A 19,204-nucleotide genomic window follows, 5' to 3' on the forward strand; every position below is an offset into this window, starting at 1 on the left:
CTACTCCTTCGGTGGGCGTGGCGCGGGCGGCGGGGGCTGCTTCGGCGGCGGTGACGGGTCGGTGCTCGGCGGTCGTGGTGCCGGGCTCGACGGCGGTGCCGCAGGCGATGCGGCGGGCGGCGGCGGTGTCTGCGCGGCTGCGTCGGCGGCGTGCTCGCCCTGGGTTCCCAGCGCCGTTCCGGCCTTCGGCCCGGCGGTCGCGGCACCCTTGGCGACACTCGCCCCGACCACCACCCCTGCGGCCACGGGGCCGACCGCGGCCGCGCCGCCCCCGCCTGCGGCGGCACCTCCACCACCCGCGGCGGGTGCCGGTGCCGGGGTCTTCGGCGGTGGCGGTGTGCTACTTCCTCCACCGGAGCCTCCGCCCGCGTTCCCGCCGCCACTGCTGCTCCCGTCGAGCACCTTCTTCCGATCGCCGCCTCCTTGCGGCTTGGTCGGGACGGGGATCGGGCGGTTGAGTGCGCTCTTGGCGTCCTGCTCGGAGCCGATCGCGTGGTACATGTCGAACCCGACGAACGCGATGAACTTGTACGTGAGATACGGGGCGAACGCGGCCATCGCCATCAGCACGATCCCCGCGATGGGATCGCTGACCGAGGCGAGGTCGGCGTCGATCGGTGCGGAGACCTGGGTGATCGCGACGAGGAACATCACGACGAGCACGAGCTTGGAGCAGATCAGCGCGACGACGAACATCGCCCACTTCCCGATCCACCCCCGCGAGGCGTCCCACGAGGCACCGCTGAACGCGAGCGGCGCGAACACGACCGCCACCAGCAGGAGCGCTTTCCGGACGAGGAGGGACAGCCACACGATCGCGGCGGCGGTGATCGCGAGGCCAGCCATGAAGATCGTGATGATCGCACCGACGCCGGGAGCGGCGATATTGATCCCGACCAGCCCTGCGGCGAGGAGGGCGATCTTGTCGCCCATCGACTCGGTGGTCTCTCCGGCGGCCTGCACGATCCCGATGCACAGCTGATCGACGACTTCCAGCAACAGTGCCGTGAGCGTGATGACCACGAACGATCCGAGGACGGACTTCGCCAGCCCGAGCGCGGCTCGGGTGAGGGCGGTGGGGTCGCGTCGGATCAGTCCGGTGATGAGTTGTAGGCAGAAGAAGATCAGCATCACGAAGACCGCGATGCCGAACAGCAGGTTGTAGACGGCGATGTAGCCGGGCTTGGTGACATCCACGAGCGTCGTGGTCTCGAAGACCGACCAGACCGCCTCGAACAGCCACCCCGCGGCGGCACCCATCGCCTGGGCGAGCCAGTCGAACGGGGCCGCGACCAACGACGCGGCTCCTTCGCCGACGGCATCGCACACCGAGGAGATCACGGGAACGTCGCACACGCCCATCACGAACACCAGCACTCTCGACGACGACAGTCGGGTCAGACGGACTGGCCGACGTTCCAGAAGAAGTTGATGAGCGTCACGCTCGCGCCGCAGATCACCGCCGCGCCGCGGGAAACGAGAACGCCGATCTTCCCGCGCGAGGCCAGGTGCGGGTTGGAAGAGTTCGCGCCGAAGCCCCACACGATCGCGGACACGATCAGCGCGAGCACGGACAGGATCAGGCCGATGGTCATCACCGCGCCGACGATGGTGCGCAGCTGGTTGATCCCCGGCAGGCCGTTGGTATTGGGGTCGATGTTGATGTCCATTGGCACCAGCAGCGGCGCGGACATGACGTTGGCGAGCAGATCGAACACGGTAGGTCTCCTTGGCGACGGGCGGCCCGCCCACGAACTCGCAGACGGGGTACACGCGACAGGTGCGCGCTCGTCGCCGTCCCTGTCGGTGGCCGCCCGTAGCCTTGGAGTATCTGTGCGTCGCTCGCCCGCACGGGACCGCCGGACGAGAGGTGCAAGGAACATGAGTCAGTACGGGGTGGATTACCTCCAGCGGTTGCGTGCCGCTGTTGAGAAGTTCGAGGAAGCGTTCGACGCCTGGATGAGCACTCAGGTTGAGTCGGATCACATGTCGGCGCGCGGCCTCTTTCCTACTGTGTGGACAAAGGAAGGCCAGGACCAGAGCGAGGTTCAACGGCTCGAACTCGGTGTCGCGGAGGCTGCTGGCCTGGCGGCGAGCGCTGTGTCAGTGACCGGTGCCTACATTGGGATCGCTGGTCTCGGAGCGATCGACCCGATCTCTAACTGGTCATTTATGTCTGCGCCCAAGGCCCCCATCGCGCCTCGGGATATTCGGACTACGACCGCCAACGTCAAGGGCAGGCTCGACGCGATGATCGTCGACGCCGAGTCACGTACCGACTCTGACCTTCCGACCTTCGCTCCCGCACAGTTTCACCCCGTGGTCTGGGCTGGTGCTTCCGCCCATTGGACGACGCATCAGTACCGAGTTGCAGTTCGTGAAGCAGCCGAAGGCCTCACGGTCCACTGGAAGGAACGTCTCGGCCGGAACGATGTCGATGACACGGTCTTCTGGCAGCAGACGTTATCGTCGGGCGCTCCTGAACCGGGCAAGCCGAAGCTCACCTGGCCGGGAGGGTCGGATGACAAGACGGTGAAGAGCATGCGCGGCGGTCTTGAACCGCTCGCTAAGGCCCTCAACGCGCTGGCCACTGGTCTGAACCTCACGGTCCGCAACGTGACGACGCACACGCGCACCGAACTGTCCGAGCAGGAAGCGATGGAGCGCCTCGCGGCATACAGTTACCTCGCGCGCCTGCTCGACCAGTGCGAGACAGCGAGCGCCGACGCGGAGGAATCAGACCGATGACCGCGAAGCCGCAGCTACAAACTTGAACCGACTGTGAGTAGCCAGTTCATCCAGGCCACGCCGCCTCCGGCGAGGACGGCCGCGCCGACGGAGACGAGGACACCGATGCGGCCTTTGCTGGCGGTCGCGTAGTTTCCGTGGGCCGTCGCGATCGCCCAGACGATCGCGGAGACGATGAGCATGAGGACGGCCACGATCAGGACGAACGTCAGGAGCGCGCCGACCACGGCGCGGAGGTCGCCGATGCCGCCGAGTCCGTCGAAGTCGGGGAAGACACCCATTGCAGGTCACCCTGCCTTGACGGTGAGGTGGAGGTGGTCGTAGTGGCCGCCGGTGATGGAGGCGGGGTCGTGCATGCCTCCGCCGTTGTATGGCCGCCAGCCCTCGGCGTCGCGGGCGACGGACCAGATTTGGCCTTGCCAGATCAGGTACTCGACGCCGAGCACGTCGGCGTTGTCCTTCATCCAGTTGGTGACCTTCCAGCCGGCGTCGAGTTGTGCCGGGGTGGGTCGCTGGCCGATGCGGTTGCCGAAGGTGATGTCGCAAGCCCTGCCGAGGGGATGCTCGGACTTGGTGCCGGGGCGTGGTGAGTAGCAGCCCCAGCCGGTGTCGGGGAACGCTGCGAGGGTCTGCTGGTAGAGGTGGAGCATGCGGGCGGTGATCTTGCCCGAGCTGGTGGGATCGTCGACGAGCCGGTCGGGGTCTCCATCGACGCCGGTCGGCGTGCCCGCAGTGGTGTTGTTGCAGGCGGCGGGTGATCCGCTGGTCGCTGTCGGCAGGTTCGCAGCCCCGTGCTCATTGAGCCAGGCGGCGGCGTCGATGGCTTCCCCGTTCGTGCCGCCGGGCCGGACCTCGAAGTGCAGATGTGCGCCGGTGCTCATGCCCGAGGAGCCGACATCGCCGATGTGCTGCCCTGCGTTCACGCGGTCACCGGGACGGACGTGGATGCCGCTCTGCCACATGTGCGCGTAGGCCGTGGCGACGGTCTGGCCGTCGATGGTGTGCTCGATGACGATGAGGCCGCCGTACCCACCGGAGAACTCCGCGACGGTCACGGTGCCATCCGCGGCGGCGAGGATCGGCGTGCCGTCGGGCGCGGCGAAGTCGGTGCCGGTGTGCATCTTCCGTTCGCCCGTGATCGGGTGCACTCGCATCCCGAACGGCGAGGTCAGCACCCAGGTGCCCTCGGGCAGCGGGAACACCACCCGCGACGACAAGACCGCCGGGCCGCCCGCGCCGCTAGCGGCACCGCCGCCTGTGGTGAGGGCGGCGAGGATGCTGTCGGCGACGGGCGCGTAGTTGCGGTAGCCGTCGGGGAAGGCGGAGACCTCGACGGCTTGGGCGGCTTCGCCAGGGTCCATCTGTTGCCAGCCGGGGATGTCGAGCAGCCCGCGCGGCGAGGGGTAGTTCGGGCCGGTCGGCCCGCCGAAGAACGCCTGCGCCTGATAGTTCGGGTCCATCAACTCGGCGACGGTGCCCCACCCGGATTGGGGGCGCATCTGGAACAGGCCGAGGGAGTCGTGGTCGCCGCCGTTGCCGTCGTTCGGGTAGTTCGCCGAGTCGGGGTAGGTGCCGGTGTTGGTGAGCATCCGCAGCGTGGACTCGGTGAGCGCGGCCATCAGCGCGATCTTGATTCCCGGCCTGCCCACGTTGGTGATGCCGTTGCCGACCGTGATGATCGTGGCCGCGTGCGTGAGCTGCTGACGATTCAGCGTGAAGGTCTCGTCGTTCGCGGTGGTCACGGTGAGCGCGTCCGGGATCGGTCCGAGGTTCACGCTCCCGGCAGGTGTGGCGCAGTACGCAGCGGCGGGGTTCATCAGCACCCCGATCCCGAGGAGCGTGGCGGCGGGGGCGAAGAACAGCAGTGCCAGCGCTGCGATGGTGGCTTTGCGGAACACGACGCCAGCCCTTCAGCGCAGCGGGTTGTCGAGCTGCGAGAGCCGCAGCAGATGACAGGTCGGGTAGGTCGGGGCGCAGACGACGAACACGGTGAACGCGACCGGATGCTCGCTGGTGACCGGTTGCCCGTTCCAGACCCCGGCACGGTAGCGGGTGCCCTCGATCGTGACGGCCGTCGTTCCTGCCGCGAGCTGCCCCGGCTGGGCCTGCGCTGCCGCGTCGGCCCAGCCGTCGGGGACGTACGCGGCCTCGATGGTGAGGTGTTGGCGGGTGGCGTATTGCCGCAGCTCGATCCAGGCGTCTCGGGTCGGCAGGTAGACGGCTACGTCGGAGGCCAGCCCCGCCTGTTCGTCCCCGCTGGGGTCACCGACCGCGAGGATCGTCGGGCTGTAGTCCAGCGGCCACAGCCCCGAGGCGGTGTCCCACGCGAACAGCGTGGACGCGACGCCGCGAGCGAAGGTCTCGGGGTCTACCGAACGCGGAACCGCTGGAACCCGTGGTGTCCGGGGCGTGCTCGGTGCCACGGTCGGCGGTGCCGTCGTGGTCGGGCCAGGCTCCGGGCCGGGATCGGTGCTGGTGCTGGTGCGGGGGCCGGTGAGGAGTCCGTAGACGCCGACACTGGCGAGGAGCAGCAGGACGATGCCGGCGGCGATGAGGGCGACGAGTCGGCGGCGGTTCCGGGGATCGGTGGGTGCAGGGCTCATGCCGAGCAGGTGCACATCCGACACCCATGCCAGCGGTCAGAGCGCGCGGAGTCGTGGCCGCTCCACCGCGTCTTCGCGTGCGGCACGGAGGGCGTCGGCGAACCGGACGGTGCCGTCGGTGGTGGTGAGGAAGTTCTCGAACTGCTCGTCGGTTAACTCGGCGGCGAGTGTGTCGGCGTCGTAGTGGGTCCACCAGTTGGTGAGCTCGCCCCAGGTCTGCACGAACGCGCGAAGCGGGTAGCGGACGGGTTGGCCGTCGCCGGTGACGAGCGGCAACGGCTTGGGTGGGGTGCGCTTGCCCTTCTTGATCGACTTCGCCTGGGCCACGGCTGCTTCGGCGCGAGCGTGCATCTCTGCCTCGCGCCGCTCCCGCGCAGCGGTGTCGGCATCGCGGATCGCTTGATAGATCGGATGCACCGCGTCACCGGCCTCGATCCGACCCAACCCGGCGGCGGCCTCGGCGCGCAGAGTCTCTGGCAGAGCAGGGTTGCCAGCGATGTCTTCGAGGTAGCCGATCTTCTCCAGCGTCGTGTGCGACGCGCCACCCGGAATCATCGCCGCCGCCTGCTCCCGGGCCTTCCCAAGCGGCCCGCTCGACGGTGGTGCAAATTTTGCACCACCGTCGTTTCCTGGCTGGTTCTCGCTGCTGAACTGGGTCGCGCTCTTGCGACGGGCGGCGTCTTCGGCCATGACCTGCTTGATCTCGCGGTAGAGGCCGGCGGCTTCGAGCTGGGTGTAGGGCTTGTGGAGCATGTTGTCGTCCTGCTCGGCGAGGAGCTGCCCGAGCCGGTCGGACAGGCCGCTGCGCACCCACACGTTGACGGTGCGCCAGCCGAGCTTCTTGATCGCGGCCAGGCGTCGTGCCCCGCACACCAGTACGCCGTCGATCGTGATGGTGAGTGGTTGCAGCAATCCGTCGCGCCCGATGGATGCCGCGAGGGCGTCGATGTCGCCGAGGTCGGCGCGGTGCCGGGTGCCGACGAGGATCGACTCGACGGTGCGGTCGAGCTGGATGCTGCCGATCTGTGGCTCGGTCACGACGACTCACCGCCTCCACCACTCGGAGCGGCCAGAGCGAGCGCGAGGATCAGATCGTCGTCGCGGAGCAGTAGGTCGAGCGTTTCGCCCAGCAGCAGCCGGAGCAGGATGCCGCGACCGCTGCTGGTGGCGACGTAGGCCGGGTGCGGGTTCCCGAGCAGCGCCTTCAGCAGTGCGGCCCAGGAGCGGCGCGGGAGGTCGAGCAGTGCCCGCGCGTGCCGGTCGCGGCGCAGCGTCTCGTAGGCGGACTGGCGGGTGCCGGCTTTCGTCAACGCCCCGCAGACGTGCTCGACCGCGGCCCGTGCGGTGTCGGCGGGCCAGTCGAGCAGGCACAGCATCGCGATGGCGTCCTCGGCCGCCGATCCAGCGGACATGCACGCTTGCGCTGACCCGAGACTGTCGCGCGGTTCCGGTTCGAGGTCGCTGGGACGCAGGTCGGTGGTGTGGAACGCGGGATGATAGTCGGCCAGCGCGGTGTCGCGTTCGGAGAACCGTTCAGGATCGTGGAACGCCGAAACGTGCGCGCGACGAGCCTGGTGCACCGAGCAGAGCAGGCCTTGGGCGCGTTCCTCGTAGACGCAGGTGATCCGCACGGCGTGGGTGATGATCGCCCACGGATCGTTGGCCTCGCGGGTCGAGCGGTACTGCATCGCGTCGAACGCCGCCGTCACCGCTTCCCAGGTGTCGAGCCTGTGTTTCCTCGCGAGAGCGCGGTACTTGTCGGCGGCGAACTCCATCAGGTCGCGGGCCACCGGGTCGTGAACCCAGGCATCCTCGCCGCCCTCGGCGAGGCGATTGAGCAGGGCACGCAGGCCCTCGCCGGTGGTGAAGTCCTCAGCCCCGTCGGCCGTCTGCTCGGTGCTGGTGCTGGTTGGTCTGGTCATGGTGTCGGCACCTCCTGGCAGGCAGGTGCGCACTCGCTCCCACGAGCGCGTCCTGCATGCCGATGCCGTCGCAGCCATGACCTGTCACCACCGTCAACTCATCGAGACCCCGGAGCGGGACACCTGCGAGGCAGGTGCGGTGCTGCACCCGAACGCCGAGATCGGCGGCAACCGCCGGGCGCGATCCCCGAGACGACGAACACCTGCACCGAGCGGGGTGCGGGTGCGGCGTGCCAGCTCGGCCTGGAAGTCGAGACCCCGCCCGGCCGCGTGCGCCGAGTGCCGGGCGATCAAGTCAGTGGGGCGCACCCACTCCACGCCTCGCCCACGAACGAGCGCGTGCCGCTTGTCGTCGCGGGCGACCGGCGCGGCCCGCACCGCCTCCGGCGTACTCATCACTTCGACCGACTCGGGGCGCTCCCGCGGCTCCTCGGGCACCAGCCGTGCGGGATCGGGCCTCGCGGAATCGTTGCGCTGGGGGTTCTCAGTGGTGTTCATGGGATCGTCTCCTCCCGCTCGTCGGCGGTGTCAGTGGTGTCAGTGAGGTGCGCGACGGCGAACCAGCGGCCCACGGTCGAGGGATGCACCCCGAGTTCGCGGGCGATCCGCTTGTTCGACCAGCCCGCCTCGCGCAGCTCCCACCCCAGCGCCCGCCGATCCGCCACACCCTCATCGCGACGGTTGGCCTCCATCTCGCCAGGCGGCAGCGCAGGCATCGAATCCGCGGTGTTCGTCGAGAACGAGTCGGCAGTGGCGGGTTCCGCATGGGGGTCGGTGGTGCGGGTGAGAATCACGGTCAGGTGCGTGATGGCCAGCAGCACGACGGGCGGCACCGCGGCGACCGAGGCCGCGAGCATCCTTGGCACGTCGGCGTCCGCGGCGACGACAGCATGAATGGCGTTCGCCGTCACCGACACGAGCGCGCCGCCTACCAGCAGCGCCCACGGATACCAGGCCGAGCGCTGCCCGGCGAGCGCGACGACGGCAACCGTGGCGACGACGATGATGCCGTCCACGATCAGCGGCCACGCCCACGCCTGCCCAGCCCCGATCCCGGAGCGAGCAGCCAGATCGGCCAACGACGTGAACGACAGCCAGAACGCCCCGGCGGCGATGAACACCGTCCCCGCGACCGCCGTCATCGCGGCCCAGCGCCGCCCTCCCGATTCACGCCTCACAGCCCAGCCCTCCCCAAGGCTGCGGACGGTGGGCTCGCCGAGCGACCGAACCACCGACCCGCGCTCTGGCTCCGGCCGCCGGGCGTCACTTCGGATGCGGGCTGGGTGGCTCGGTAGGCGGAGCGCACGGTCGTGGTGATCTCGCGATCACCCAGACCCGCCGACTGTGCCGCAGCACCCAGCGCATCGAGCGCCTCGGCGGGCGAGACGCCGTTCTCTGCGAGGCGGCAGGCAGCCCAGAACAGGCCTCGGTTCCGCTCGCCCTCACCCCGCCCAGCGACCCACGTCGCCAACCGCTCAGCATCCTCATCCATCGAGCCGCTGCTGGCGCGTAGTGGAGCGACGGGGCGCGGGTCGAGGAAGTCCCGCAGACGGGCCGCGTCCACATGACCGACCGAGTGCGCGGCGATGTCCGCGACCTCGTAGCGGCACACACTGCCGTCGATGATTCGCCGGGAGGGAGGAGCGATGATGTAGCCGCCGTCGCCCCGGAAGTCGACGCCCGCGGTGGCTGCCTGCCACGACCGCTGCTCGCGGCCCGGGGTCGCCGGGAAGTACACGTGCGCGCCTCCGGTGGGTGTGCGCACGAGCAGACCCGCGCCATCGACGAGCCCCGCGTCGGTGGCGCGCTGGAACGCCGCGCGGCCGTCGTGGGGGCCGTGGACATCGACATCGACGACGACAACGCCGGATGGAGCGCCGGTCGGGATGCCGATGTTCGCGTTCGGTGTGCGCGACCACCACGCGGCAACCTGTTCCGGGTCGCTGCTCGCATCGAGGAACCCACGGCGGGTCAGCGGACGCTTCCCCTCGACGACGCACGGAAACACGGGCACGCCAGCCGCCGCGAGGCTCCGCGCCGCGAGCCCCAGGCTCGGTGAACGATCCACGCGAATGAGCGCCGCCAGGACATCGAATGCTTCGGGCATCACAGCCTCCGCCCTGCCAGCGCTGGCGCCGACGCAGCACGCGGACGATCGGTCTCCACCGAGTTCGCAGCCGTACGGGAGGTGCGCGGACTGGGAGCGTCGCGTTCGAGTCCGGGCGGGGTGCCGTCGCCGACCTGGAGCGTGTCGAGCTGGTCGAGGATCGCCAGCGCGGTCTTCCGCACCCGCTCGCCGGTGGACTGCACCACCTGGACGGGCTCTTGGCCGTCCACGCGGGCGGCCCAGGTCGAGACGTACGGGATCGTGTACCCGGTGGTGTCCATGCCGTGCGCGGCACCGATCATCAGCGCGACGGACTCGGCTTCGACCTCGCGGATGCCGCGATGCTGACGTGCTTCCTCGTCGTCGGGATCGTGCATCAGCACGTGCGCCAGCTCGTGCGCGAGCGTCTTGACCTGCGCAGCAGGGTCCATGTTCTCCCGCACCGCTACCGTGCGCTCCTCATAGTCGGTCATGCCGTTCGCGCCGGAGATCATCCCCTCGTGTGGCACCCGCAGCACCTCGAACCCCGCGCCGCGAATCTGCCCGGCCAGCCCGTCCCACAGCCCCGAGGGTGCTTCGCCTTCCAGCAGCGTCGGAGCGGGCGGAACTGGCAATGGTTCTCCGTCGGTCTGGGAGGCATCCCACACGTAGGCCGGCCGGGCTCCGACCATCCGCGAGCGCACCACCTCGCCGGCCTTCGGCGTCTCCCTCGGCCCGAGCCGCCGCCACGAGCCCGCATCGGCAGGGGTCGCGGTGGCGAACCGGCCCGTCACGGGCGCGAAGATCATGTAGCCCGGCTGGCCCTTCATCACCTGCCGACCGAGCCCCTGCCACTGCCGGTACCCGGCAACCAGGGTGGGGAAGGGTTCGGGCACGCGGCCTGCCTCGAACGCGGCTTCGTGCTGCACCCAGATCAGCATCGTGTTGTTGAACGACCGCGACCGGAACCGCGCCGCGAAGGCGAGCGCCTGGCGCCAGTCGTCACCCGAGACCAGCGACTCGACCGCGCCGGTCAGCTTCTCGTGCAGCTCGTCGAGCTTCGCCTCTCGCGCCGCGCGGGCGTCCTCGTTCGATGCCATGCTCCGGCCTCCTCTTCGGCGGGCCGCGACGCGGCTGCGCGCGGCGGTACACCTGGCAGGTAGGCGCGAACACCCGCGCCCAGACCGTGAGCTGGACATCGTTCACCTCCTTGAGGCAGCCCGAGCCGAGACCGGGACGCAACATTGAGCATGCTCAAAATGCCCCGGAGTCCTGTTCTAACACTGACCGTTGAGCATGCGCAAGCCTTGATTTGTGCATGCTCAACGAGTACGGTTGAGCATGCACAACCACCTTCTGGGTGGACTACATCGATGCCTTGCCCGTTGCGAAGGGAAGGGGGTCACCGTCATGACCGAAGACGAGAGCCAGGCTGCGGCCGAAGACCTCGCCAAACGTCTGCGGCTCCTGATGGATGTCGCCGTCGCCGAGTCCGGCACGGAGCCGACCTACTCGCAGATCGCCGGCTACCTCCAAGAACGAGGCACCAACCTGTCGCGGTCGCGCTGGACGTACATGGTCAACGGCCACCGCTACGTCCAAGACCCCGCCGTCTTCGAAGGGCTCGCGGAGTTCTTCGACGTGGACGCCGCGTTCCTGCTCGGCGAGGACGGTGCTGCCACTCCCGAGAAGGTCTCTGCGCAGCTCGACCTGGTTCGGTCCATGCGTGCCGCGAAGGTGAAGTCCTACGCTGCCCGCACCCTCGGCGATATCTCGCCGAAAGCACTCCACGCCATCACCAAGTTCCTGGACGAGGAAATGACACACATGCCCGAGCACTGACCGGTACCGCACGATGGAGCCGCCACCGGTCCCTGCTCCCTACAGAGAAGGGGCGAACCGTGAAGATCGAACAGACCGTATCGGCGGCCGTCGCGGGCCTTGAGCTCGGCAATACCTTCGCCCTTGACGATCTCCTCCACACCGTCCAAGACCGGCGGCACCGTAGGCTCCGCGTCGTCGAACTCGCAGACCTCGACACCCACGACGGCCTCTGCGCGCTCTGGCTCTCCACCGATGCCGAAGACGTCGTGCTTCACGCCCGCAGCGACTCCGCGCTGCATCGCCAGCAGTTCGTGCTCCACGAGCTCGCCCACATGATCCTTGGCCACGGCGAAGGCGACGGCTGTGCAGTCGGGGAGGTACTGCTGCCCAACATCCCGCCGTACACCAGAGGTCGCCTGCTCAGGCGGCAAGACCTCGACAGCGAAACCGAGATCGCCGCCGAGTCCCTCGCCGACCGGCTCGCCGCCGGCATCCGAGGGTCGGTGTTCGCAGAGTCCAGATACTCGGAGATATTCGGATGATCCAGACGCTCGTCGCAACGCTCATGTGGGCGCTCGTGGCGAGCCTGCTCATCTTCCGACGCAAACGCACCGACCGAAGCATCACCTACGCCGCCCTCACCATCGCCATCGCGATGACGCTCAACGTGGATGCCGCCTACAGCGCCGTCGATCGACTGCTCGGTGGCACCAACCTCGCCACCCTGATCGCGGACGCGCTCCTGATGACCGGGCTGTTCTTCCTCGGCCGCGGCGTCATGAAGACCGGCGAGTACCGGCCCAGGCTCGTCCGAGCCGCCGTCAGCATCCCCGTCCTGCTCGTCGCGCTGCTCGCGATCACCGCATCGTTCCTGCTCATCGACCGCGGCACCACTACCACACGATTTATGATCGACCTCGGCGCACAGCCAGCGGCGGCGGTCTACTCGATCATCAACTTCACCTACTGCCTCGTCATTGTCGTGGCGATGCTCGTCCTCGCCATAAGGCAGTACCGGCACAACACCGGCATCCAGCACCTCCCCGCGGCACTGTTGAGCCTGGGGTCGGCGTTCGGCGTCGCGCTCTGCCTCGCCGTGATCGTCATGGACGTTGCCCACGCCACGGGCCACCTCGACCTCATGCACACTATCCAGTCCGCCTACGATCCGCTCTCCGTCCTGACCTTCGTGTTCCTCTGTGCCGGGTTCGCGATCCAGCCTGCCGTCCGTCGCGCTCAGCACCGCGCCCGGCAGAGGCAGACCGTCGCCCTCACAGCGCAGCTGGAGTCGCTTTGGCACCAGGCGACGCGCGCACGGCCCGGGCTGAGCCAGGCCGACCCCCTCGCCGCCAGTAGCGAAGACCCCGAAGGGCACCTCCACCGAGTGATCGTCGAAATCCGCGACGCGATGATCGACCCTCGCATCACCTTCGACATCAGCACCGACGACCGCGACCTGCTCGAACGCGCCGAGAGCCACCTCGTCGGAAGCGACAGTGCCCTCGCGACGACCTCGCCCGTTCCCTACGTCGAGGAGCGGGAGTCGTGATAGGCCGCATCGCTCTCGGCGCTGGGGCCGCGGCGGCAGCGGTTGCCGGGGTCGGGTGGGCCATCGCGCGGCGGCTCACCGCACCCGTCGGCCCACGAATGTTCGACCTCACCGTTCGAGGCGTCGAGTACACCGACGACGGCGACCTGATCGTGCTCGACCGCACCGACCAGGCCGCCGCGCCAGGCATCTACAATCTCTGGTTCGAGCACGGCGGCTGGGCGCAGCTCGCCACAGATAGCGTCGATCGAGGACCCACCCGCGTCGCTCGCAGGATCACGGGCACCACATCGGGTTTCACTCCGAAGACCGGCGATTGCGCCTCCTGGAGCGGCATCTACTACGCCACCCCAGCCGACGCCGGACTCCACACACGCGACATCACCATCACGACCCCCGCAGGACCATGCCCGGCCTGGCGCATCGACGGCGACCTCGCGACCTGGGCCATCCACATCCACGGCCTCGGCAGCACCCGCGCCGGCACCCTCCGCGGCGTCCTCGCCGCAACCGAACTCGGCTACACCTCCCTCGTCGTCAGCTACCGCAACACAGCAGAAGGGCCGCGAGTTGGCACCGGCCGGACGACCTTCGGCTACGCAGAGACGAGCGACGTTGACGAGGCCATCGGGTACGCCGTCCGACGAGGAGCCGAACAGGTCGTGATCTTCGGCTGGTCGATGGGTGCCGCTGTCGCTCTCCAGCTCGCCGACCACCCGCGACATCCGGGACTGATCGCCGCGCTCGTACTCGACTCCCCAGTCCTCAACTGGACCGAAGTCATCAAGTCCAACTGCGCCCGCAGCGGATGGCCTGCAGCAGCCGGGCACCTCGCGATCCCGTGGCTCACCCTCGACCCACTGGCACGCACAGTCGGCCTGCCAGGACGCATCCCACTTCCCACCTTCGACTGGACATCCCGAGCCGTAGAGCTCAACACGCCGACCCTGATCCTCCACGGCACCCGAGACGACTCCGTGCCGATCCGGCTCTCACAAGCACTCCGAGACGCTCGCCCGGACCTCGTTGAGCTTGAGACCTTCGATGCCGGCCACACCCTCTGCTGGAACAGCGATCTGGACCGCTGGCGGAACACGGTGACCGCCTGGCTCAAGGTGCGCATCCCACGCTGATCGGCAGAACGCAGCGGCCACTCTCGAAACCCGTCTCGTTCGGCCACGCCCGGAGAAACCCAACTCAAGCCGTACCTCAGCCGGTATCATCGTGGGTGTTGGCCTGCCTGGGCCATTGAGCGAGGGAGGACCAACGTGGCTGAGCCGTGGCTGTCCGCAGACGACATCGCCGCCCACCTCGGGGTCACCAAAGACACCGTCTACACCTGGATCGCCGAGAAGGCCATGCCCGCCCACAAGGTCGGACGCCTCTGGAAGTTCCAAGCCAGCGAGATAGACGACTGGGTGCGCGCGGGTGCGGCGGCCAGTGACCAAGAGCTCCACGTAGCCCATCCCGGTGTCGGTGGACGCTCCTACGCTCATGACAACGACGAGCACCGGGAGGGGGGAAGATGAACCTGAAAGACGCCCAGCGCTTGGTGAAGTCCAAGCAACGCGTTGCGGACCACGGCGAGGTGTTCACGCCGGCGTGGATGGTCGAGGACATGCTCGACCTCGTTAAGCACGAGTCTGAGCGGATCGACTCCCGCGTACTCGAACCCGCCTGCGGCTCGGGCAACTTCCTCATCCCCGTCCTGGCTCGCAAGCTCGCCACGGTCGAGCTTCGGCACGGCAAGAGCGAGTTCGAGAAGCGCCACTACGCATTGTTCGCGCTCATGTGCACCTACGGTATCGAACTTCTCGCAGACAACGCCGAAGAGTGCCGTCACAATCTCGCCGAGGTGTTCAACACGTTCTTGGGTATCGGCAACGATGACCAGTGGGCACGAGCGGCCCGCGCGGTTCTCACCGTGAACATCGTCCAGGGCGATGCCTTGACCATGACCGTGCCAAGCGGCCAGCCGATCACCTTTCCTGAGTGGGGCTACCTCGGCAAAGGCAAGTTCCAGAGGCGCGACTTTCGCTACGACGACCTCACTCAGCGCGCCTCGTACGAGGGAACCCTATTCGGCGAGCTCGATGACGAGGACCTGTTCGTTCCCGCGCAGACTTACCCGACGATGACCGTCATTCAGATCGCCGAGGCCGCCGCGTGAGCCTTGCACCTTTCACTCTCCGAGGGCACAACCCGGACGTCTTGACCTGCATCGCGAACCTCTCCAACGATGAGGTCTTCACTCCGCCAGGGTTCGCGAATCAGATGCTCGACACACTTGCCGCCGCGTGGGCAGACGCAAACGACGGCGCCGACATCTGGACCAACCCCGATGTCACCTTCCTCGACCCGTTCACCAAGTCCGGGGTGTTTCTCCGTGAAATCGTCCGTCGGCTCACCGACGGACTGATCCTGGTAATCCCCGACCTCGGCCAACGCGTCGATCACATCCTGACCCGTCAGGTGTTCGGCATCGGGATCACCCAGCTCACTGCCCTGCTGGCTCGCCGGAGCGTCTACTGCTCGAAGTTCGCCAACGGCCCACACTCGATCGCCACGTCATTCACGACCGAGGATGGAAACATCTGGTTCGAGCGCACCGAACACACCTGGAGCGGCGGCAAGCGCGAGTTCCGCGTCGATCCCCTCACGAGCGAAGAGATCGCGGTCTACACCAACCGCAAGTGCCTCTACTGCGGGGCGGGCGAGGACGACTACGCACGTGGCGACGTCCTTGAGACTCACGCCTACGCCTTCATCCACACCGACGACATCAAAGCTCGCATCGCGGAGCTGTTCGGAGACAACATGCAGTTCGACGTCATCATCGGCAACCCGCCCTACCAGCTCAGCGACGGCGGCTACGGCACCTCCGCTGCACCGATCTACCAGATGTTCGTAGAGAAGGCACTCGGGCTCGACCCACGCTTCGCAGTCTTTGTCACCCCGTCTCGCTGGTTTGCAGGCGGCAAGGGTCTCGACGAGTACCGCAAGAAGATGCTCTCCGATCACCGCATGCACGACATCGTCGACTACCCGAAGCTGTACGAGGCTTTCCCGGGAGTCAAGATCAGAGGTGGCGTCTCATACTTCCTTTGGGACCGCGAGCATGACGGACCTTGCACGATCCAGACGATGTGCGACGGGCAGCCGGTGGGCGAGCGGGCAACCCGGTACCTCGATGCCTACGATGTCTTGGTTCGACGCAACGAAGCTGTTCCAATCCTGGAGAAGGTCCGCGCGAAGCAAGAATCAACGCTCGACACCCGCGTGTCCACCGGCAAGCCATTTGGCCTGCGCACCTTCTTCCATGGCAAGCCAGCCGCCAGCGGTCTGAAGGACCCGGTGCAGCTGTTCGGCTCCCGCAAGATCACCTGGGTCGCCCGAAGTGAGGTTCCGCTGAGCGACGGGTGGATCGACCAGTGGAAGGTGCTCATGACTGCGGTCCAGGGAACGAGCGCTGCGGTCGAAACGAAGTTCCTCTCCAAGCCGATCATCGCTGGCCCAGGCACGGCTTGCACGGAAACGTATCTTGTCGCTGGACGGTTTGACACAGAGGAAGAAGCGACGCGGTACTCCGCGTACCTGCGCACCCGATTCGTTCGCTTCCTTGTGTCGCTCCGTAAGTCCACCCAGCACGCCACCCGGGATGTGTATGCATTTGTCCCAGATGTCCCTCTCGATCGGGACTGGACAGACGCTCTCCTCTACGAGCGTTACGGATTGACCGACGCCGAGATCGCCTTCATCGAGTCCCAAGTCGCTCCGCACGACGGTACCCTCTTCGACGAGGACGGGGCCGACGATAGCGATGAGTAGGGACATCGACAAGCTGCTTCCTGAGAAGCCCGAAGCGAGGCTGCGCATCTACGCGTGGTCGCCGAACGATCCACCGGCCGGATACGCGGGACTCCTTAAGGTGGGACAGACGACGAAGGCGGACGTGAACGCGCGCATTCGCGAGTCTCAGGGGCAGATGCAGCAGGTCTACACGCTGCACGTTGATGAACTCGCCGAACGTGACGACGGGTCGGTGTTTCGCGATTCAGATGTGCGCCAACGGTTGATCGACAAGGGCTTCGAGAACCCGATCTTCGGTTCAGCGCGAGAGTGGATGCGCTGCACTCCGGACGATGTGCGCACGGCGATCACAGAGCTACGCACCGGCGTGAAACTTAGCGGCACCCATCACGAGACGTTCCCGATGCGCGCGGAACAGGCCAGCGCCGTGGAGAAGGCTCAGGGCTACTACGACTCGATCTGGGCCGAGGATTCCCAGGCGGTGCCGCGGTTCCTGTGGAACGCCAAGATGCGCTTCGGAAAGACCTTCGCCTCCTATCAGCTCGCGAAGCGGCTCGGCGCGAGACGCATCCTTGTGGTCACCTTCAAGCCCGCCGTTGAGGACGCGTGGCAGACCGACTTGGAGTCTCACGCCGACTTCGACGGCTGGCAGTACCTCTCCTCGGCCACCGGGGGTAGCCCGGACGACGCCGACAAGACTCGGCCGCTTGTCTACTTCGGGTCGTTCCAGGACCTGCTCGGACGCGACCGGAAGACCGGGCTCATCAAGGCGAAGAACGAATGGGTCCACACAACGAACTGGGACCTCGTCATCTTCGATGAGTACCACTTCGGTGCCTGGCGAGAGTCCGCCAAGGAGTTGTTCGAGGGCGAGGACGAGAAGGTCAAGCAGAAGGAGTTGGCCGCCGAGTACAACGACGGCCTCGTGGCCTTCGACGAGGAGCTTGACGAGCTCGGCAACGACGAGGACGACTTCCTGCCGATCACCACCCGCGCCTACCTGTACCTGTCGGGCACGCCGTTCAAGGCGCTGGCGACTGGTGAGTTCATCGAGGAGCAAATCTTCAACTGGACCTATACCGACGAGCAGCGGGCCAAGGCCGAGTACGCAGTCGCGCAACCGGACGCCTGGAACCCGTACGGGGCACTCCCGGAGATGCGCCTGTTCACCTACCAGATGCCCGACGAACTCATCGCCGTCGCGAACCAGGGCGAGTTCGACGAGTTCGACCTCAACGAGTTCTTCGAGGCAAAGGGCATCGGCGCGGACGCCGAGTTCACGCACAAGACCGACGTTCAGAAGTGGCTCGACCTCATCCGTGGCGCTCACCTGCCCACGCAGGTCGACGCCATGCGAATGGGCACCCGCCCGCCCTTCCCATACTCCGATGTGCGGCTCCTGCCATACCTGCAGCACTCATTCTGGTTCCTACCGAATGTGGCCGCCTGCCAGGCGATGGCCAACCTGCTCGCGGAGAAGCAGAACGTGTTCTGGCACGACTACAAGGTCCTCGTCGTCGCAGGCACTGGCGCGGGCATCGGCCTGGATGCCCTCCCACCGGTGCGAACGGCGATCGGCGACGGCCACGACACGAAGACGATCACGCTGTCGTGCGGCAAGCTCACCACGGGGGTCACCGTCAAGCAGTGGTCCTCGATCCTGATGCTGCGCAACCTCAACTCGCCCGAGACCTACTTTCAGGCAGCGTTCCGCGTACAGTCACCGTGGTCGATCAAGAATCCCGACGGAGACAACCCGAGCGCCGAAGCAGTCCTCAAGCCTGTGTGCTTCGTGTTCGACTTCGCGCCCACTCGCGCGCTGCGTCAGATCGCCGACTACGGCGCCGGTCTCTCGCCGGAGACGCCGAACCCTGAGCAAGCCGTCGAGGAGCTCGTGAAGTTCCTGCCCGTGTTGGCGTACGACGGGTCGAATATGACCCAGGTCGATGCCGGCGGCATCCTCGACATCGCCATGTCGGGCACCTCCGCGACCCTCCTGGCCCGCAAGTGGGAGTCCGCAATCCTCGTCAACGTCGACAACGACACCCTGCGCAAGATCATGAACAACCCCGACGCCCTCAACGCCGTCATGAACATCGAAGGCTTCCGCGCGCTCGGCAGCGACATTTTCGAGACCGTCGTGAACAAGAGCGACGCCGTGAAGAAGGCGAAGAAGGAGAAGGGCGACGACATTACTCCGGCGGAGAAGAAGGAGTTGACGGAGGAGGAGAAGGAGTACAAGTCCAAGCGGACGCAGATTCAGGAGAAGCTGGTCAAGTTCGCCACCCGCGTCCCTGCGTTCATGTACCTGACCGACTTCCGTGAGAACACTCTTACCGACGTCATCACCAAGCTCGAACCCGGCTTGTTCCGCACCGTCACCGGACTGACCGTCGAGGACTTCCACCTCCTCGTGAATCTCGGCGTCTTTAGCGCCACCCATATGAACCAGGCCGTCTTCGCCTTCCGCCGCTACGAGGACTCCTCCTTGTCCTACACCGGCATCGAGTCCCACAAGGGCCTGCGCCGCTACGGCCTCTACGACACCGTCGTCGCCGTCAACGACGAGACCGCAGTCTGACCACCCGTCAGCCCGAATCGAGAGAGCCGCATGTACTTCTAGACCCCGTGCAGCATCGAGGAGATGCTCACCGCCATCCGC

At 67.1% G+C, this 19,204-nt stretch carries 20 protein-coding genes; 9 read left to right on the plus strand and 11 right to left on the minus strand.

Annotated features, from left to right (window positions below):
• Both PCC79_RS10885 and PCC79_RS10890 read right to left on the minus strand, forming a co-directional pair.
• Positions 1-1,377: a conjugal transfer protein TrbL gene (locus PCC79_RS10885; protein WP_425325633.1), complete on the minus strand. Its 1,377-nt coding sequence runs from the start codon at positions 1,375-1,377 to the stop codon at positions 1-3.
• A 20-nt stretch (positions 1,378-1,397) separates the two neighbouring features.
• The gene (locus PCC79_RS10890; RefSeq protein WP_342371833.1) at positions 1,398-1,718 is read right to left on the minus strand and encodes a DUF6112 family protein; all 321 of its coding nucleotides are present in this window, start codon (positions 1,716-1,718) and stop codon (positions 1,398-1,400) included.
• Positions 1,719-1,881: 163 nt separating this feature from the next.
• Between PCC79_RS10890 and PCC79_RS10895 the strand changes: the two genes are divergently transcribed.
• Positions 1,882-2,748 carry a TIGR02391 family protein gene (locus PCC79_RS10895; RefSeq protein WP_026926269.1) on the plus strand — a complete coding sequence of 289 codons (867 nt, stop codon included), beginning with the start codon at positions 1,882-1,884 and terminating at the stop codon, positions 2,746-2,748.
• A 14-nt stretch (positions 2,749-2,762) separates the two neighbouring features.
• Here the strand turns inward: PCC79_RS10895 and PCC79_RS10900 are convergent, their stop codons facing one another.
• The 9 genes from PCC79_RS10900 to PCC79_RS10940 all read right to left on the minus strand — a co-directional run bounded on the left by PCC79_RS10900 (position 2,763) and on the right by PCC79_RS10940 (position 10,459).
• Positions 2,763-3,029, minus strand: coding sequence for a DUF6112 family protein (locus tag PCC79_RS10900; protein WP_026926270.1), 267 nt, complete (start codon positions 3,027-3,029; stop codon positions 2,763-2,765).
• A 6-nt stretch (positions 3,030-3,035) separates the two neighbouring features.
• Entirely contained in the window at positions 3,036-4,646 is a 1,611-nt protein-coding gene (locus PCC79_RS17415; RefSeq protein WP_026926271.1) for a M23 family metallopeptidase, read from the minus strand.
• A 12-nt stretch (positions 4,647-4,658) separates the two neighbouring features.
• Positions 4,659-5,351, minus strand: a complete 693-nt coding sequence (locus PCC79_RS10910; RefSeq protein WP_026926272.1) for a hypothetical protein — start codon at positions 5,349-5,351, stop codon at positions 4,659-4,661.
• A gap of 36 nt (positions 5,352-5,387) precedes the next feature.
• Positions 5,388-6,389 carry a ParB N-terminal domain-containing protein gene (locus PCC79_RS10915; RefSeq protein WP_077684803.1) on the minus strand — a complete coding sequence of 334 codons (1,002 nt, stop codon included), beginning with the start codon at positions 6,387-6,389 and terminating at the stop codon, positions 5,388-5,390.
• Entirely contained in the window at positions 6,386-7,273 is an 888-nt protein-coding gene (locus tag PCC79_RS10920; protein WP_026926274.1) for a hypothetical protein, read from the minus strand. Before PCC79_RS10920 ends, PCC79_RS10915 begins: the two co-directional genes overlap by 4 nt.
• Before the next feature lie 93 nt (positions 7,274-7,366).
• Entirely contained in the window at positions 7,367-7,771 is a 405-nt protein-coding gene (locus tag PCC79_RS10925; RefSeq protein ID WP_077684802.1) for a hypothetical protein, read from the minus strand.
• Complete coding sequence (locus tag PCC79_RS10930; protein ID WP_226996986.1) at positions 7,768-8,451, minus strand: DUF2637 domain-containing protein; 684 nt, start codon at positions 8,449-8,451, stop codon at positions 7,768-7,770. The genes PCC79_RS10925 and PCC79_RS10930 overlap by 4 nt, the downstream gene beginning before the upstream one ends.
• On the minus strand, positions 8,448-9,380 hold the full coding sequence (locus tag PCC79_RS10935; RefSeq protein WP_013601298.1) for a bifunctional DNA primase/polymerase: 933 nt from the start codon (positions 9,378-9,380) through the stop codon (positions 8,448-8,450). Before PCC79_RS10935 ends, PCC79_RS10930 begins: the two co-directional genes overlap by 4 nt.
• A complete protein-coding gene (locus tag PCC79_RS10940; protein WP_026926276.1) occupies positions 9,380-10,459 on the minus strand; it encodes an ImmA/IrrE family metallo-endopeptidase in 1,080 nt (359 codons plus the stop codon). The genes PCC79_RS10935 and PCC79_RS10940 overlap by 1 nt, the downstream gene beginning before the upstream one ends.
• Positions 10,460-10,769: 310 nt before the next feature.
• Here PCC79_RS10940 and PCC79_RS10945 point away from each other — a divergent pair, with 310 nt between their 5' ends.
• The 8 genes from PCC79_RS10945 (at position 10,770) to PCC79_RS10980 (ending at position 19,123) form a co-directional block, all read left to right on the plus strand.
• The gene (locus tag PCC79_RS10945; RefSeq protein WP_013601296.1) at positions 10,770-11,201 is read left to right on the plus strand and encodes a hypothetical protein; all 432 of its coding nucleotides are present in this window, start codon (positions 10,770-10,772) and stop codon (positions 11,199-11,201) included.
• A 59-nt stretch (positions 11,202-11,260) separates the two neighbouring features.
• Complete coding sequence (locus PCC79_RS10950; protein ID WP_013601295.1) at positions 11,261-11,725, plus strand: hypothetical protein; 465 nt, start codon at positions 11,261-11,263, stop codon at positions 11,723-11,725.
• The gene (locus PCC79_RS10955) at positions 11,722-12,732 is read left to right on the plus strand and encodes an MAB_1171c family putative transporter (RefSeq protein WP_026926277.1); all 1,011 of its coding nucleotides are present in this window, start codon (positions 11,722-11,724) and stop codon (positions 12,730-12,732) included. The genes PCC79_RS10950 and PCC79_RS10955 overlap by 4 nt, the downstream gene beginning before the upstream one ends.
• Complete coding sequence (locus PCC79_RS10960; RefSeq protein ID WP_026926278.1) at positions 12,729-13,865, plus strand: alpha/beta hydrolase; 1,137 nt, start codon at positions 12,729-12,731, stop codon at positions 13,863-13,865. The genes PCC79_RS10955 and PCC79_RS10960 overlap by 4 nt, the downstream gene beginning before the upstream one ends.
• A 135-nt stretch (positions 13,866-14,000) precedes the next feature.
• Positions 14,001-14,261: a helix-turn-helix domain-containing protein gene (locus tag PCC79_RS10965; protein ID WP_035757278.1), complete on the plus strand. Its 261-nt coding sequence runs from the start codon at positions 14,001-14,003 to the stop codon at positions 14,259-14,261.
• A complete protein-coding gene (locus tag PCC79_RS10970) occupies positions 14,258-14,902 on the plus strand; it encodes an N-6 DNA methylase (RefSeq protein ID WP_026926279.1) in 645 nt (214 codons plus the stop codon). Before PCC79_RS10965 ends, PCC79_RS10970 begins: the two co-directional genes overlap by 4 nt.
• 41 nt (positions 14,903-14,943) lie before the next feature.
• The gene (locus PCC79_RS10975) at positions 14,944-16,560 is read left to right on the plus strand and encodes an Eco57I restriction-modification methylase domain-containing protein (RefSeq protein WP_342371834.1); all 1,617 of its coding nucleotides are present in this window, start codon (positions 14,944-14,946) and stop codon (positions 16,558-16,560) included.
• The gene (locus PCC79_RS10980; protein WP_342371835.1) at positions 16,553-19,123 is read left to right on the plus strand and encodes a GIY-YIG nuclease family protein; all 2,571 of its coding nucleotides are present in this window, start codon (positions 16,553-16,555) and stop codon (positions 19,121-19,123) included. Before PCC79_RS10975 ends, PCC79_RS10980 begins: the two co-directional genes overlap by 8 nt.
• Positions 19,124-19,204: the final 81 nt, after the last annotated feature.

The organism is Propioniciclava soli (genome assembly GCF_038502305.1).
In the GTDB taxonomy this organism is placed as follows: domain Bacteria; phylum Actinomycetota; class Actinomycetes; order Propionibacteriales; family Propionibacteriaceae; genus Propioniciclava; species Propioniciclava soli.